This is a genomic window from Atlantibacter sp., from assembly GCF_032062175.1.
In the GTDB taxonomy this organism is placed as follows: Bacteria; Pseudomonadota; Gammaproteobacteria; order Enterobacterales; family Enterobacteriaceae; genus Atlantibacter.
The window spans coordinates 62,939-79,188 of record NZ_DAMBQK010000020.1; the positions used below are offsets into that span (position 1 = coordinate 62,939).

The 16,250-nt window shown below is 54.5% G+C and carries 14 protein-coding genes and 7 tRNA genes; 20 read left to right on the forward strand and 1 reads right to left on the reverse strand.

Going from position 1 to position 16,250, the window contains the following annotated elements; all coding sequences use genetic code 11:
• The first annotated feature begins 6 nt into the window (after positions 1-6).
• The 11 genes from RT120_RS16555 (at position 7) to RT120_RS16605 (ending at position 5,613) form a co-directional block, all read left to right on the forward strand.
• Positions 7-1,227 carry an N-acetylglucosamine repressor gene (locus RT120_RS16555; protein WP_312984298.1) on the forward strand — a complete coding sequence of 407 codons (1,221 nt, stop codon included), beginning with the start codon at positions 7-9 and terminating at the stop codon, positions 1,225-1,227.
• Positions 1,228-1,287: 60 nt separating this feature from the next.
• A complete protein-coding gene (locus RT120_RS16560; protein WP_125294545.1) occupies positions 1,288-2,040 on the forward strand; it encodes an HAD-IIA family hydrolase in 753 nt (250 codons plus the stop codon).
• 285 nt (positions 2,041-2,325) lie between these two features.
• On the forward strand, positions 2,326-3,990 hold the full coding sequence (asnB, locus tag RT120_RS16565) for an asparagine synthase B (protein ID WP_312984300.1): 1,665 nt from the start codon (positions 2,326-2,328) through the stop codon (positions 3,988-3,990).
• A gap of 248 nt (positions 3,991-4,238) precedes the next feature.
• Positions 4,239-4,315 (forward strand) — tRNA-Met (locus RT120_RS16570).
• 7 nt (positions 4,316-4,322) lie between these two features.
• A tRNA-Leu gene (locus RT120_RS16575) sits at positions 4,323-4,407 on the forward strand.
• Between the two features lie 20 nt (positions 4,408-4,427).
• A tRNA-Gln gene (locus RT120_RS16580) sits at positions 4,428-4,502 on the forward strand.
• A gap of 35 nt (positions 4,503-4,537) precedes the next feature.
• Positions 4,538-4,612, forward strand: a tRNA-Gln gene (locus RT120_RS16585).
• Between the two features lie 29 nt (positions 4,613-4,641).
• Positions 4,642-4,718, forward strand: a tRNA-Met gene (locus RT120_RS16590).
• A 5-nt stretch (positions 4,719-4,723) separates the two neighbouring features.
• Positions 4,724-4,798: transfer RNA gene (locus tag RT120_RS16595), tRNA-Gln, on the forward strand.
• Between the two features lie 39 nt (positions 4,799-4,837).
• Positions 4,838-4,912: transfer RNA gene (locus tag RT120_RS16600), tRNA-Gln, on the forward strand.
• 119 nt (positions 4,913-5,031) lie between these two features.
• The gene (locus RT120_RS16605; RefSeq protein ID WP_312984302.1) at positions 5,032-5,613 is read left to right on the forward strand and encodes a hypothetical protein; all 582 of its coding nucleotides are present in this window, start codon (positions 5,032-5,034) and stop codon (positions 5,611-5,613) included.
• Positions 5,614-5,624: 11 nt separating this feature from the next.
• Here RT120_RS16605 and ubiF read toward each other — a convergent pair whose 3' ends face one another.
• Positions 5,625-6,800 (reverse strand): 3-demethoxyubiquinol 3-hydroxylase, encoded by a 1,176-nt coding sequence (gene ubiF, locus RT120_RS16610; protein WP_312984303.1) that lies wholly within the window; start codon positions 6,798-6,800, stop codon positions 5,625-5,627.
• Positions 6,801-6,947: 147 nt separating this feature from the next.
• On the opposite strand from ubiF, the gene miaB reads away from it, so the two are divergent.
• From miaB to RT120_RS16655, 9 genes are all read left to right on the forward strand, one after another.
• Positions 6,948-8,372 carry a tRNA (N6-isopentenyl adenosine(37)-C2)-methylthiotransferase MiaB gene (gene miaB / locus RT120_RS16615; protein WP_312984305.1) on the forward strand — a complete coding sequence of 475 codons (1,425 nt, stop codon included), beginning with the start codon at positions 6,948-6,950 and terminating at the stop codon, positions 8,370-8,372.
• A 202-nt stretch (positions 8,373-8,574) separates the two neighbouring features.
• A complete protein-coding gene (locus RT120_RS16620; RefSeq protein WP_183170943.1) occupies positions 8,575-9,636 on the forward strand; it encodes a PhoH family protein in 1,062 nt (353 codons plus the stop codon).
• Complete coding sequence (ybeY, locus tag RT120_RS16625; RefSeq protein WP_125294550.1) at positions 9,633-10,100, forward strand: rRNA maturation RNase YbeY; 468 nt, start codon at positions 9,633-9,635, stop codon at positions 10,098-10,100. The genes RT120_RS16620 and ybeY overlap by 4 nt, the downstream gene beginning before the upstream one ends.
• Positions 10,101-10,195: 95 nt before the next feature.
• Positions 10,196-11,074, forward strand: a complete 879-nt coding sequence (gene corC / locus RT120_RS16630) for a CNNM family magnesium/cobalt transport protein CorC (RefSeq protein WP_312984308.1) — start codon at positions 10,196-10,198, stop codon at positions 11,072-11,074.
• 4 nt (positions 11,075-11,078) lie between these two features.
• Positions 11,079-12,617: an apolipoprotein N-acyltransferase gene (lnt, locus tag RT120_RS16635; RefSeq protein WP_312984309.1), complete on the forward strand. Its 1,539-nt coding sequence runs from the start codon at positions 11,079-11,081 to the stop codon at positions 12,615-12,617.
• A gap of 356 nt (positions 12,618-12,973) precedes the next feature.
• The gene (locus tag RT120_RS16640; protein ID WP_312984310.1) at positions 12,974-13,894 is read left to right on the forward strand and encodes an amino acid ABC transporter substrate-binding protein; all 921 of its coding nucleotides are present in this window, start codon (positions 12,974-12,976) and stop codon (positions 13,892-13,894) included.
• A 198-nt stretch (positions 13,895-14,092) separates the two neighbouring features.
• Positions 14,093-14,833: an amino acid ABC transporter permease gene (locus RT120_RS16645; protein ID WP_312984311.1), complete on the forward strand. Its 741-nt coding sequence runs from the start codon at positions 14,093-14,095 to the stop codon at positions 14,831-14,833.
• Positions 14,833-15,507 (forward strand): glutamate/aspartate ABC transporter permease GltK, encoded by a 675-nt coding sequence (gltK, locus tag RT120_RS16650; protein ID WP_312984313.1) that lies wholly within the window; start codon positions 14,833-14,835, stop codon positions 15,505-15,507. Before RT120_RS16645 ends, gltK begins: the two co-directional genes overlap by 1 nt.
• Positions 15,507-16,232: an amino acid ABC transporter ATP-binding protein gene (locus tag RT120_RS16655; protein WP_312984315.1), complete on the forward strand. Its 726-nt coding sequence runs from the start codon at positions 15,507-15,509 to the stop codon at positions 16,230-16,232. Before gltK ends, RT120_RS16655 begins: the two co-directional genes overlap by 1 nt.
• Positions 16,233-16,250: the final 18 nt, after the last annotated feature.

Here is a 16,250-nt window from a genome sequence, read left to right on the forward strand (position 1 = left end):
AAAGGCATGACAACTGGCGGACAGGCTCAAATTGGTAATGTTGATCTGGTAAAACAACTGAACAGCGCGGCGGTTTATCGCCTCATCGATCAACATGGACCAATTTCGCGCATTCAAATTGCCGAACAGAGCCAGCTCGCCCCCGCCAGCGTCACCAAAATTACTCGCCAGCTGATTGAACGCGGGTTGATTAAAGAAGTCGATCAACAGGCCTCTACCGGGGGCCGCCGCGCTATCTCCATTATTACCGAAACCCGCGGTTTTCAGGCTATCGGCGTGCGGCTGGGCCGCCACGATGCCACGCTGACGCTGTTCGATCTTAGCAGCAAAGCCCTGGCGGAAGAGCATTTCGCCCTGCCGGAGCGTACCCAGGAGACGCTGGAAGACGCGCTGCTCAATGCTATTGCGCAGTTCAGCGAAAACAACCTGCGTAAAATCCGCGAGCTGATCGCTATCTCCGTTATTCTGCCTGGCCTGGTCGATCCCGACACCGGCGTGGTGCGCTATATGCCGCATATCGACGTGGAAAACTGGCCGCTGGTTGAGAAACTCGAAAAACGCTTTAACTTACCCTGCTTTGTGGGTCACGACATTCGCAGCCTGGCGCTGGCCGAGCACTATTTCGGTGCAACTCGCGATTGCGATGATTCTATTCTGGTGCGCGTACACCGCGGCACCGGTGCGGGCATCATTTCCAATGGCCGGATTTTTATTGGCCGTAACGGCAACGTGGGGGAGATCGGTCATATTCAGGTTGACCCGCTGGGCGAACGCTGCCACTGCGGTAATTTTGGCTGCCTGGAAACCATCGCCGCGAATGCCGCCATTGAAGCGCGCGTGCGCCATCTGTTGGAACGGGGTTATCAGAGCCGCTTGACCGTTGACGATTGCAATATCGACGCGATTTGCAAAGCCGCCAACAAAGGCGATCCGCTGGCCAGCGAGGTGATAGAGCATGTCGGGCGCCATCTGGGTAAAGCCATCGCTATCGCTATTAACCTGTTCAACCCGCAAAAAGTGGTCATCGCTGGTGAAATTATCAGTGCCGAAAAAGTGCTGCTGCCCGCCATTGAAGGCTGCATCAACACGCAGGTGCTGAAGGCGTTTCGCAAAAACTTGCCGGTAGTGCGCTCTTCCCTGAACGATCGTTCTGCCATTGGCGCCTTCGCCCTGGTTAAGCGCGCGATGCTGAACGGGATGCTACTGCAACGATTGCTGGAAAGTTAAAATCGTCAGTGCATTTCCGTTATAGTTAATTCTTATCTTTCAGGCAGACCAGAGTAGTCCATGACCATTCAGAACGTAATTTGTGATATTGACGGCGTGCTGATGCACGACAACGTAGCCGTACCCGGTGCGAGCGAATTTCTGACCCGCATCCTGGAAAAAGGTTTGCCGCTGGTGTTGCTGACCAACTACCCCTCACAAACCGGGCAGGATCTCGCCAACCGTTTCGCCTCTGCGGGCATTAACGTGCCGGACAGCGTGTTTTACACCTCCGCGATGGCGACCGCAGATTTTCTGCGCCGTCAGGAAGGCAAGAAAGCCTATGTGGTAGGCGAAGGCGCGTTAATTCACGAACTGTATAAAGCGGGCTTCACCATTACCGATATCAACCCGGACTTTGTGATCGTGGGCGAAACCCGCTCCTATAACTGGGAAATGATGCACAAAGCCGCGTTTTTTGTTGCCAACGGTGCGCGTTTTATCGCCACCAACCCGGATACCCACGGTCGCGGCTTCTATCCAGCCTGCGGTGCGCTGTGCGCCGGTATTGAGAAAATCTCCGGACGCAAGCCGTTTTACGTCGGCAAACCGAGCCCGTGGATCATCCGCGCCGCGCTCAACAAGATGCAGGCCCATTCCGAACAGACCGTGATTGTTGGCGATAACCTGCGTACCGATATTCTGGCAGGCTTCCAGGCAGGTCTGGAAACCATTCTGGTACTTTCCGGCGTTTCGACCTTAAACGATATCGACGCGATGCCGTTCCGGCCTTCGTGGATTTACCCCTCCGTCGCGGAAATCGACGTTATTTGATTTGAAGCCACGTTTGTCGTGGCTTCGTTATTTTCATCCTCTGTTCAAAAGCACACATCTAATAAGAAAGCCGTTTTATTGAATATTCGTCAATAAATGAGATTAAAACCTGCCCTTTTTTTATCAATCCGCAATGACCATTGAACTTTTCACTTACGCGGGTGGAAAAGCCTTGCCACAACGGTCTGGTTTGCGGCATTTTCTTAGACATAGCAAGGCACTCGGCCCCGTAAAGCGCGCCGTGTGCCGACAAATAACATCACCGCCAGGTTAATGGAGAAGTCTATGTGTTCGATTTTTGGTGTACTGGATATTAAAACTGACGCAGGCGAGCTGCGTAAAAAAGCGCTGGAACTGTCTCGCCTGATGCGCCACCGCGGCCCGGACTGGTCTGGTGTTTACGCCAGCGATAAAGCCATCCTCGCCCATGAGCGTCTGTCGATTGTTGATGTCAACGCCGGAGCACAGCCGCTGTACAACGAAGCCAAAACCCATGCGCTGGCGGTAAACGGTGAGATCTACAACCATCAGGCACTGCGCGCCGAATACGGCGACCGCTACCCGTTCCAGACCGGTTCCGACTGTGAAGTGATCCTGGCGCTGTATCAGGAAAAAGGTCCGGAATTCCTCGACGATCTGCAAGGCATGTTTGCCTTCGTGCTGTATGATAGCGAAAAAGACGCCTACCTGATTGGCCGCGACCATATCGGTATTATCCCGCTGTACATGGGCCACGACGAACACGGCAACCTGTATGTAGCGTCTGAAATGAAAGCGCTGGTGCCGGTGTGCCGCACCATTAAAGAGTTCCCGGCGGGCAGCTACCTGTGGAGCCAGGACGGCGAAATTCGTTCTTACTATCAGCGCGACTGGTTTGAGTACGATGCGGTTAAAGACAACGTGACCGACAAAAACGCCCTGCGCCAGGCGCTGGAAGATGCCGTTAAAAGCCATCTGATGTCTGACGTGCCGTATGGCGTGCTGCTTTCCGGCGGCCTGGATTCTTCCGTGATCTCGGCAATCACCAAAAAATTCGCCGCCCGCCGCGTGGAAGATGAAGAGCGTAGCGAAGCCTGGTGGCCGCAACTGCATTCCTTTGCCGTGGGCCTGAAAGGCGCGCCGGATCTGAAGGCCGCGCAGGAAGTGGCAAACCACCTGGGCACCGTACACCATGAAATTCACTTCACCGTGCAGGAAGGCCTGGATGCCATCCGCGATGTGATTTATCACATTGAAACCTATGACGTGACCACCATTCGCGCCTCTACGCCGATGTATTTGATGTCGCGTAAAATCAAAGCCATGGGCATTAAAATGGTGTTGTCTGGCGAAGGCTCCGACGAAGTGTTCGGTGGCTATCTCTACTTCCATAAAGCGCCGGATGCCAAAGAGCTGCACGAAGAAACCGTGCGTAAGCTACAGGCGCTGCATATGTTTGACTGCGCCCGCGCCAACAAAGCGATGTCCGCCTGGGGCGTGGAAGCCCGCGTCCCGTTCCTGGATAAGAAATTTCTCGACGTAGCGATGCGCATCAACCCGCAGGATAAAATGTGCGGCAACGGCAAGATGGAAAAACACGTGCTGCGCGAATGTTTTGAATCTTACCTGCCGGCAAGCGTGGCATGGCGTCAGAAAGAGCAATTCTCCGACGGCGTCGGCTACAGCTGGATCGACACCTTAAAAGAGGTGGCGGCTCAGCAGGTCAGTGACCAGCAGCTTGAAACCGCGAGCTTCCGTTTCCCGTACAACACGCCGTCTTCTAAAGAAGCGTATCTTTACCGTGAAATCTTTGAAGAGCTGTTCCCGGTGCCAAGCGCGGCGGAATGCGTGCCCGGCGGCCCATCTGTCGCCTGCTCTTCCGCCAAAGCGATTGAATGGGACGAAGCGTTCAAAACCATGAACGATCCGTCTGGCCGCGCAGTGGGCGTGCACCAGTCTGCCTACAAATAACCGGTAGCATGACGTAAAAAGGAGCCAGCGAGCTCCTTTTTTATTGCATTTTATCGGCGTTGAAAACGTTAATTTTCAGCAATCAAAGCGAGAATTAACCAATAACTGTTGAATATTTCGTCAAGCTGTTCGCAAGCTAGTCAAACGGCGATTATCAGGCGCTTTTCGGGAAAAAATGTGTTGACGCTGCAAGGCCCAATACGCATAATGCGCCCCGCAACGCCGATAAGGTAACGCAAAAAAAAGATGGCTACGTAGCTCAGCTGGTTAGAGCACATCACTCATAATGATGGGGTCACAGGTTCGATTCCCGTCGTAGCCACCATCTTTTTGCGGGAGTGGCGAAATTGGTAGACGCACCAGATTTAGGTTCTGGCGCCGCAAGGTGTGCGAGTTCAAGTCTCGCCTCCCGCACCATTATCTTCACGTTGCACGGATGGGGTATCGCCAAGCGGTAAGGCACCGGTTTTTGATACCGGCATTCCCTGGTTCGAATCCAGGTACCCCAGCCACCTTTTCTGACGATTGTGTTTACACACAGTGTCATTGGGGTATCGCCAAGCGGTAAGGCACCGGTTTTTGATACCGGCATTCCCTGGTTCGAATCCAGGTACCCCAGCCAGTCAGTTTTGGCTGGTAGAAATACAATTTGGCTACGTAGCTCAGCTGGTTAGAGCACAGCACTCATAATGCTGGGGTCACAGGTTCGATTCCCGTCGTAGCCACCACCTTTTGGGGTATCGCCAAGCGGTAAGGCAGTGGATTCTGATTCCACCATTCCGAGGTTCGAATCCTCGTACCCCAGCCAATTTAAAAAAGACGGATTGCATCAGCAGCCGCATCCTGTTGGGGTATCGCCAAGCGGTAAGGCAGTGGATTCTGATTCCACCATCCCGAGGTTCGAATCCTCGTACCCCAGCCACTCTTACAAAAAGCTCGCTTCGGCGAGCTTTTTGTTTTCTTAAATTCCTTTCAGACGCTTTCTATCTCGCTGCATCTGCTGTTAACTTCCTTGCCGTATTCATGCAAAAGGAACTTACCGTGAATTATCAGTTCAGCACTTCCGCCTTCGCTATGCCACTGACTCTCCTGCTTATCGTGGTCAGCGTCATGTTAAACTTTATAGGCATCTCCGCTTTTTTGGTCTATTTCCTGTTTATCAAATTCTTTTTCCCGATCGCTATTTCAATGAGAATTCATCGTCTTCAGGAACAGGGTCTGGCCCTGACGCTAACTGAGGAGTCACAATGGATAACCTATATTCATGGCTTACCTGCCATAGAAAAACGCGCCGCGCTTAAGAACCCTTGCTTCTTTTCATCCGAACGCACCCGGCAGTTTTTTTATCGCAGCTTCTTAGCCAAACTGTGTCTTCAAATTGCCTGTGTCGTTATTTTAGTGAGTGAGGCAATATCGTCTCAAAACGATGGAATTCTCATCATTTCGCTGTTGGTCTTGACGGGTCTGGGATATGGATGCGTGAAAACCGCAGTGGCCTTATATCAAATTTGGCAGGGTGAAATGCGCTGCGAACCCCTGGAAACGCAAACAGGCACTCTGTGGTTTCAAAGCTTCTTACCGCTCAACGACGGGCATACGCCCGCGTTGAGCAAGCTGCTGTAAATCTATCGCCGTTATAAACCTAACGCATATTTCAGCGCCTGGCGTTTCAGTACGCCCGCGCGTTCAGCCGCCATCAGGCCCAGGTTGCGCAGCAGCTTCACCGGCGGCAGATCATTGCTGAACCCGGCGTAAAACAGATCCATACCGCTTTGCATCAGGAAGTTATCCCCCTGGCGGCGCATCTGGTAACGGCGCAATACCTCATAGCTCGCCCAGGGTTCGCCGTGACTGCGGGCGCGTACCAGCACGTCGAGCAACGCGTCTACATCACGATAACCCAGGTTGACGCCCTGCCCTGCCAGCGGATGGATGGTATGCGCCGCATCGCCCACCAGCGCCAGGCCCGGCTGGGCATAACGCAGCGCGTGGCGACGGGTCAATTGAAACGCGCCGCAGCCTTGTGGGATGACGTTGCCGACGCGCCGTGGGAAATGCAAACCGATCTCCCGCCCCAGTTGTTCCATCGACATGCTTTGCAACTGGCGGATGCGCGCCGGTTTGTCGTACCACACCAGCGATGCCCAGTTATCGAACAGCGGCAGGAAGGCGCGCGGACCGTCCGGGGTAAACTGTTGCCAGGTGCTGTCGCCAGGATCGTTGGCGCAGCGCACCGAAATTAACAGGCAGGACTGCTGGTAGTTCCAGGCATGAATGCCGATACCGGCCCACTCGCGAACCCGGGAATTCGCCCCATCGGCACCGATTACCAGCTTCGCCTCCAGTACGCTGCCGTCTTCAAAGGTCAGCTCATGGATATCATTACGCCGGTGCATCTGAGCAAGCGCCGCCGGGCAGTGTAGCGTAATCGAAGGATGCTGCTCCAGCGCCTGCCACAGCGCGCGTTGCAGCACCTGGTTTTCCACCATAAAACCCAGTTCAGGCAGCTTAAGCTCCGAGGCATCAAACGCCACGTGGGAGGCTTCCCATTCCCAGGTTTCCAGCCGCCGCCAGGCGTGGGCGCGCATGCCCAGGATCGCATCCCACACGCCGAGCTGCTTCAACAGCGCCACGGAGGCGGCGCTTATCGCCGAAATACGCACGTCAGGCGGCGATGCCGGGTCGAATTCTGTTGGCGGCGCATGTTCGATCACGCTGACCTGAAAACCGTTTTGCGCGAGCCCCAGTGCAATCGCGGCGCCCACCATGCCCGCGCCGATAACGGCGACTTCAGTTGGTTGATTTGCCATGGTCATTTATCCTTAAACGCAGTGATATAAGTTTACCGGATTTTTCACTTCCTGGCGTCGCAATCCTCGCCACTGGTCACGGCAGCGTCAAAGCATTACAATACGCGCCCTGCATTACGGCGGTTAACTTAAGCAATGAGCATGTCGATGACAAAAAAACTCCATATCAAAACCTGGGGCTGTCAGATGAACGAATACGATTCATCGAAGATGGCCGATCTGCTGGATGCCACTCACGGCTATCAACTGACCGAGGTGGCGGAAGAAGCGGATGTGTTGTTGCTCAACACCTGCTCAATCCGTGAAAAGGCTCAGGAAAAAGTCTTCCATCAGTTGGGCCGCTGGAGAGCGCTTAAGGAAAAGAACCCGGATCTGATTATCGGCGTCGGCGGCTGCGTGGCGTCTCAGGAAGGCGATCACATTCGCCAGCGCGCCCACTACGTAGACATTATTTTTGGGCCGCAGACCCTGCACCGTTTACCGGAGATGATCAACCGCGTGCGTGGCGATCGCAGCCCGGTCGTGGATATCAGCTTCCCGGAAATCGAAAAATTCGACCGTCTTCCTGAACCGCGCGCCGATGGCCCAACGGCGTTTGTGTCGATCATGGAAGGCTGCAACAAGTACTGCACCTATTGCGTAGTGCCTTATACCCGTGGCGAAGAAGTCAGCCGTCCGTGCGACGATATTCTGTTTGAAATCGCCCAACTGGCGGCGCAGGGCGTGCGTGAAGTTAACCTGCTGGGCCAGAACGTTAACGCCTGGCGCGGGGAAAACTACGACGGCACTCAGGGCAGCTTTGCCGATCTGTTGCGTCTGGTGGCGGCCATTGACGGCATCGACCGTATTCGTTTCACCACCAGCCATCCGATTGAGTTTACCGATGATATCGTAGAAGTTTACCGCGATACGCCGGAACTGGTGAGCTTCCTGCACCTGCCCGTGCAGAGCGGTTCAGACCGCGTACTGAACCTGATGGGCCGCACCCACACCGCGCTGGAATACAAAGCGATTATCCGTAAGCTGCGCGCTGCGCGCCCGGATATCCAGATTAGCTCTGACTTTATCGTCGGCTTCCCGGGTGAAAGCCAACAAGATTTTGAGCAGACCATGAAGCTGATTGCCGATGTGAACTTCGACATGAGCTACAGCTTTATTTTCTCTGCCCGTCCAGGTACGCCTGCCGCCGATATGGTGGACGATGTACCGGAAGAGGAGAAAAAGCAGCGCCTGTATATCCTTCAGGAGCGCATTAACCAGCAGGCGATGGCCTGGAGCCGCCGGATGCTGGGCACCGTTCAGCGCATCCTGGTGGAAGGCACATCCCGTAAAAGCATTATGGAACTCTCCGGGCGTACCGAAAATAACCGCGTGGTGAACTTTGAAGGCACGCCGGAGATGGTGGGTAAATTCGTTGATGTGGAAATCACCGATGTGTTCCCGAACTCGCTGCGCGGCACCGTGGTACGTACCGAAGAAGAGATGGGCTTACGCATCGTCGAATCCCCGGAATCGGTCATTGCCCGTACCCGTAAAGAAAACGAGATCGGCGTCGGTATCTACCAGCCGTAATATTCCTCTACGATATGCTGCGGCTATCGCAGCATATCGTTGCTTTTGCACTCTCCTGCCCTTGTAATTACTCGCCGTTACCCAAATATCAGGCCTGAAGCTTGCGCCTTTTTCCCACGCCGTGAATAATTTCCTTAAGCCTGAGAAAATCAGCACGCATTATTGTTCACCTAACTGGCCCTGTGTGACCAAGAGGATAAGTTTGAATATCGAAACACGTGAATTCACCCTGGAACCCGCAGATAACGAACGTCTGCTTAGCCTTTGCGGCCCGTTTGACGACAACATCAAACAGCTCGAACGGCGCCTCGGCATCGAAATTAATCGTCGTGACAACCACTTCAAACTCACCGGACGTAGCCTGAGCGTCAGCGCTGCGGCGGATATTCTTCGCCATTTGTATGTGGATACGGCGCCGATGCGCGGCAAGATCAAAGATATTGAACCGGAACAAATCCACCTGGCGATTAAAGAGTTCCGCGTCCTGGAGCAGAACGCGGAAAGCGTGCCGGACTATGGCAAGGCGGTCAACATACAGACCAAGCGCGGCGTAATTAAACCGCGCACACCTAACCAGGCGCAGTACATCGCTAATATTCTCGACCACGACATCACCTTCGGCGTCGGCCCGGCGGGGACCGGTAAAACCTACCTGGCGGTTGCGGCGGCAGTGGATGCGCTGGAGCGCCAGGAAATTCGCCGCATTCTGCTGACGCGTCCGGCGGTTGAAGCGGGTGAAAAACTCGGCTTCCTGCCAGGCGATCTTAGCCAGAAAGTCGACCCGTACCTGCGCCCGCTCTACGATGCGCTGTTCGAAATGCTTGGCTTCGAGCGCGTCGAGAAACTGATGGAACGCAACGTGATTGAAGTCGCGCCGCTGGCCTATATGCGCGGCCGCACCCTGAACGACGCGTTTATCATCCTTGATGAGAGCCAGAACACCACCATCGAACAGATGAAGATGTTTCTGACGCGTATTGGCTTCAACTCGAAAGCGGTGATTACCGGCGACGTGACGCAAATCGACTTGCCGCGCAATATGAAATCCGGCTTGCGCCATGCCATCGAAGTGCTGAACGAAGTGGAAGAGATCAGCTTTAACTTCTTCCACAGCGAAGACGTGGTGCGCCATCCGGTGGTCGCGCGCATCGTTAATGCCTATGAAGCCTGGGAAGAAGCGGATCAGAAGCGTAAAGCGGAACAGGCCGCCGAACGCAAGCGCGAAGCGCTGGCGCAGGCTGCCGGTCAGCAGGAGCAACCATGAGCCAGGTGATTCTGGATTTACAGCTGGCCTGTGAAGACACCACCGGTTTACCGGATGAAGCACAGTTTCAGGCGTGGCTTGAAGCGGTGCTTCCCCAGTTTCAGGAAGAAGCAGAAGTGACCATTCGTCTGGTGGACGAAGCGGAAAGCCATAACCTGAATCTGACTTATCGCGGCAAAGACAAGCCCACCAATGTGCTCTCGTTTCCCTTTGAAGCCCCGCCGGGAATCGAGCTGCCGCTGTTAGGCGATTTGATCATTTGCCGCCAGGTCGTAGAGCGCGAAGCGATTGAGCAAGTAAAGCCGCTGGACGCGCACTGGGCGCATATGGTTATCCACGGCAGCCTGCATCTGCTGGGCTATGACCATATTGAAGACGACGAAGCCGAAGAAATGGAAGGGCTGGAAACAGAGATAATGCTTGCTCTGGGCTTTAGCGATCCGTACATTTCCGAGAAAGAGTAAGCAGTGGGGCAATATTGCCCCTGCCACCAGGCCGCCGCCGTGAGTTTTCCGGTGACGGCGCAATTTAACCAACATGAGGTCCTGTACCAGACGCCATGAGCGACGATAATTCACACAGTAGTGACACGCTTAACAGCAAGAAGGGATTCTTCTCCCTTTTACTGAGCCAGCTTTTCCACGGCGAACCGAAAAACCGTGAAGAGTTACTGGCACTGATCCGTGATTCTGAACAGAACGAGCTTATCGACCTGGATACCCGCGATATGCTTGAAGGGGTAATGGATATCGCCGACCAACGGGTCCGCGACATCATGATCCCGCGTTCACAGATGGTCACCGTTAAACGCAACCAGAGCCTGGACGAATGTCTCGATGTGATCATCGAATCCGCCCACTCGCGTTTCCCGGTCATCAGCGAAGACAAAGATCACATTGAAGGGATTCTGATGGCGAAAGATCTGCTGCCGTTTATGCGCAGCGATGCCGAGCCGTTCAGTATGGAAAAAGTGTTACGCCCGGCGGTGGTTGTGCCGGAAAGCAAGCGAGTTGATCGCATGCTTAAAGAGTTCCGTTCTCAGCGTTACCACATGGCGATTGTCATTGATGAATTTGGCGGGGTCTCGGGCCTGGTCACCATCGAAGACATTCTGGAACTCATTGTGGGTGAAATTGAAGACGAATATGACGAAGAAGAGGATCTCGATTTTCGTCAATTGAGTCGCCACACCTGGACCGTTCGCGCACTGGCACCTATCGAAGATTTCAACGAAACCTTTGGTACCCAGTTCAGCGATGAAGAGGTCGATACTATTGGCGGCCTGGTGATGCAGGCGTTCGGTCATTTACCGGCGCGCGGCGAAACCGTTGAAATTGACGGCTATCAATTCAAAGTCGCCATGTCGGACAGCCGACGCATTATCCAGGTTCACGTAAAAATCCCGGACGACTCGCCAACACCAAAATCTGAAGAGTAATGGAATGCACTTTTCTGCATTGTTTGAACGCCAGCGCGTGCGCTTGCTGCTGGCGCTATTAACAGGAGCCAGCGGAACGCTGGCTTTTTCTCCTTATGACTTCTGGCCCGCCGCGCTGATCTCGCTGATCGGCTTGCAGGGTTTGACGCTCAACCGCCGCCCGCTGCAAAGCGCCTGGATTGGTTTCTTCTGGGGGCTGGGCCTGTTTGGCACCGGCATTAACTGGGTTTACGTCAGTATCGCGCAGTTCGGCGGTATGCCTGGACCGATTAACGTTTTCCTCGTGGTGCTGCTCGCTGCGTATTTATCGCTGTACACCGGTCTGTTCGCTGGCGTACTCGGCAAGCTGTGGCCTAAAGCCAACGTCTGGCGCGTGGCGATTGCCGCACCGGCGGTTTGGCAGGTCACCGAGTTTCTACGCGGTTGGGTACTGACCGGTTTCCCGTGGCTACAGTTCGGCTACAGCCAGGTGGATGGCCCGCTCAAAGGCCTGGCACCGGTAACCGGCGTTGAAGGCATTAACTTCCTGCTGATGATAGTCAGCGGTTTGATTGTGCTGGCGCTGGCGCGTCGGCATGTTATGCCAGCGGTTGTCGCCGTGGTGCTGTTCGCGCTGCCCTTCCCGCTGCGTTATATCCAGTGGTATCAACTGCTGCCGGAACGCCAGCTCAATGTCTCGCTGGTACAGGGGAATATTCCCCAGTCGCTGAAGTGGGATGAAGGCGAACTGCTGAACACGCTGCGCATCTATCTCAACGCCTCAGAACCGAAAATGGGCCAGTCGCAGCTGATTATCTGGCCGGAATCGGCAATCCCCGATCTGGAAATCAACCAGCAGCGCTTTTTGACTGAACTCGACGGCATGCTGCGTGAGCATAACACCAGCCTGATTACCGGCCTGGTGGACGCCCGCCTCAACAAGCAGAACCGCTACAACACCTACAACACTATTATCACGCTGGGCGCGGATAATCCGTACAGCTACAACTCCACCAACCGCTACAACAAGAACCACCTGGTACCGTTCGGTGAGTTTGTGCCGCTGGAATCGATTTTGCGCCCGCTGGCACCGTTCTTCGATCTGCCGATGTCCTCATTCAGCCGTGGCCCTTACCAGCAACCGCAGCTTCTGGCCCACGGCTTTAAAATGACGGCGGCGATTTGCTACGAGATAATCCTCGGCGAGCAGGTGCGTGATAACTTCCGTCCGGATACCGATTTCCTACTGACCATCTCCAACGACGCCTGGTTTGGTCGCTCTATCGGTCCGTGGCAGCACTTCCAGATGGCGCGGATGCGCGCGCTGGAGCTGGCGCGCCCGCTGCTGCGTAGCACCAATAACGGTGTGACCGCCGTGATTAGCCCGACCGGCGACGTGCAGAAGATGATCCCGCAGTTCACCCGCGACGTGTTAACCGCTGAGGTAACGCCAACCCGCGGTATCACGCCGTATGCCCGCTTCGGCCACTGGCCGCTGTGGCTGCTGACGGGCGTGATGAGTTTTATGGCGCTGATCGTGGCGCTACGCCGCAGAAACCTCTGATTTACCCTACACGTTTTTAAGGCCAGCTTCGCTGGCCTTTTTTATTTCTGGCACGGTGATTGCTTAATGTAATCAGGTACTTTGCGAATTTCCCTTTCGGACGAAGCGCATAAAATCGGGTTGCACCATGACGGATCAACCAGAGCACCATATCGGTGCAAGCCGCGAGATTTGCCTTTAAATGGTGCGGCGCACTTCGCAAAAATAAACAAATAAATAGCAAAACCTTTACATTAAGCCAGGCTAAATGTTAACAAGCAGACACAATGTTGCGCAGTAGCGCAACAATAAAAACAACACAAACACTCACAATGGGTTATCACTGGCGCTAATGGCGCTACGATAAGGAGTTGGATATGCAATTACGTAAACTGGCCGCAGCAATGTTAGTCATGGGGTTGGGCGCAAGTTTAGCCCACGCCGAAGAGGCAAAACCCGCTGACGCTGCCGCACAGCAAGGTACGCTGGCAAAAGTCGCGAAGAATGGCGTTATCGTCGTGGGTCATCGCGAATCTTCCGTACCGTTTTCTTATTACGATAATCAGCAAAAAGTTGTCGGTTATTCTCAGGATTACTCCAACGCCATCGTTGAAGCAGTGAAGAAGAAACTGAACAAGCCGGATCTGCAAGTTAAGTTGATTCCAATTACTTCCCAGAACCGTATCCCGCTGCTGCAAAACGGCACCTTCGACTTTGAATGCGGCTCCACCACCAACAACCTGGAGCGCCAGAAACAAGCGGCTTTCACCGACACTATCTTCGTAGTAGGCACCCGTCTGCTGGCTAAGAAAGGCGGCGATATTAAAGACTTCCCGGATCTGAAAGGCAAAGCGGTTGTCGTCACCTCCGGTACCACCTCTGAAGTTCTGCTGCACAAGCTGAATGACGAGAAGAAAATGGATATGCGCATCATCAGCGCCAAAGACCACGGTGATTCGTTCCGCACCCTGGAAAGCGGCCGCGCGGTGGCGTTTATGATGGATGACGCCCTGCTGGCTGGCGAGCGCGCAAAAGCGAAGAAACCGGATCAGTGGGAAATCGTCGGCACTCCGCAGTCTCAGGAAGCGTACGGCTGTATGCTGCGTAAAGACGATCCGGAATTCAAAAAACTGCTGGATGACACCATCGCCCAGGCCCAGACTTCTGGCGACGCGGAAAAATGGTTCGACAAGTGGTTTAAGAACCCGATCCCACCAAAAAATCTGAACCTGAACTTTGAACTCTCCGATGAGATGAAAGCGCTGTTCAAAGAACCTAACGATAAAGCACTGAACTAATTACAACCATTAAGGGGCGGGACATCCTGCCCTCTCGATTGTTTCGACTGCCCGGACAGACTCTGCGTTGGATGGCCGTTCCCCATCCGTCGTGAATACTCCCCTCGTTTCCAGCGAGTCAAATAAGGAAACAGCGGAGAAGGCTTCGTAGCAATCTTCGAGGGTAGCCAGGCTACCCTTATTTTTTTGGAGTAACGTATGTCTATAGACTGGAACTGGGGTATTTTTTTACAGCCCGCCCCGTTCGGCAACACCACCTATCTGGGCTGGCTGTGGAGTGGTTTTCAGGTTACCGTCGCGCTGTCGATCACGGCCTGGATTATCGCCTTCCTCGTCGGCTCCCTGTTTGGCATCCTGCGTACCGTTCCTAACCGTTTCCTCTCCGGGATCGGGACCTGCTACGTAGAGCTTTTCCGTAACGTCCCGCTGATCGTTCAGTTCTTTACCTGGTATCTGGTGGTACCGGAGCTGCTGCCTGAAGATCTGGGGATGTGGTTCAAAGCCGAGCTCGATCCCAACATACAGTTTTTCCTGTCGTCGATGATCTGCCTCGGCCTGTTCACCGCCGCACGCGTATGCGAGCAGGTGCGCGCCGCAATCCAGTCTCTGCCGCGCGGCCAGAAAAACGCCGCCCTGGCGATGGGCCTGACGCTGCCGCAGGCCTACCGCTATGTCCTGCTGCCCAACGCCTACCGCGTTATCGTCCCGCCAATGACCTCAGAAATGATGAACCTGGTGAAAAACTCCGCCATCGCTTCGACCATCGGGCTGGTGGATATGGCGGCACAGGCCGGCAAGCTGCTGGATTACTCGGCCCATGCCTGGGAATCCTTCACGGCGATTACGTTAGCATATGTGTTTATCAACACCCTGATTATGCTGGTGATGAATGTGGTAGAGCGCAAAATCCGCCTGCCCGGTAATCTGGGGAGCAAATAATGTACGAATTTGACTGGAGCTCGATTGTTCCCTCCTTCCCCTATTTGCTGGATGGCCTGGTCATCACCCTGAAAATCACCATCACGGCGGTGATTATCGGTATTGTCTGGGGCACCCTGCTGGCAGTGATGCGCCTGTCCTCCTTTAAGCCCGTTGCCTGGTTCGCCACCAGCTATGTGAATGTGTTCCGTTCGATTCCGCTGGTGATGGTGTTGCTGTGGTTTTACCTGATCGTGCCGGGCTTTCTGCAAAACGTGCTGGGACTGTCACCGAAAACCGATATCCGGCTGATCTCCGCCATGGTGGCGTTTTCGATGTTTGAAGCCGCCTACTATTCGGAAATCATCCGCGCCGGTATTCAGAGCATCTCCCGTGGGCAATCCAACGCCGCGCTGGCGCTGGGTATGACCCAATGGCAATCCATGAAGCTGATTATTCTGCCGCAGGCGTTCCGCGCCATGGTGCCGCTGCTGTTGACCCAGGGCATCGTGCTGTTCCAGGACACCTCGCTGGTTTACGTATTAAGCCTCGCAGACTTCTTCCGTACCGCCTCCACCATTGGCGAGCGCGACGGGACTCAGGTCGAAATGATCCTGTTTGCCGGTGGCGTATATTTCATCATTAGTTTAAGTGCGTCGCTGCTGGTCAGTTGGCTGAAGAAAAGGACGGTATAATGATTTCCCTGAAAAATGTTTCTAAATGGTATGGTCAGTTTCAGGTGTTGACCGACTGCTCAACGGAAGTGACCAAAGGCGAAGTGGTGGTGGTTTGCGGACCGTCCGGTTCCGGGAAATCCACGCTGATTAAAACGGTGAACGGCCTGGAGCCGGTGCAAAAAGGCGAAATCGTTGTTAACGGCACAAAAGTCAACGACAGGAAGACCAACCTGGCGGAGTTGCGCTCCCATGTCGGGATGGTGTTCCAGCACTTTGAGCTGTTCCCGCATCTGTCAATTATCGAAAACCTGACCCTGGCGCAGGTGAAAGTGCTGAAGCGCGACAAAGCGGCGGCGCGCCAGAAAGCGGTAAAACTGCTGGAGCGCGTAGGGCTTTCTGCCCATGCCGAGAAATACCCGGCGCAGCTTTCCGGCGGCCAGCAGCAGCGTGTGGCGATTGCCCGTGCACTGTGCATGGACCCGGTGGCAATGCTGTTTGACGAACCGACCTCCGCGCTTGACCCGGAAATGATCAACGAAGTGCTCGACGTAATGGTGGAACTCGCCAACGAAGGCATGACCATGATGGTGGTGACCCACGAAATGGGCTTTGCCCGTAAAGTGGCTAACCGGGTGATCTTTATGGATGAAGGGAAAATCGTTGAGGATTCGCCGAAGGAAGATTTCTTCGCCAATCCACAGTCGGAACGCGCCAAAGACTTCCTGGCGAAAATCCTGCACTAAGCGTTCAGAAAACGATAA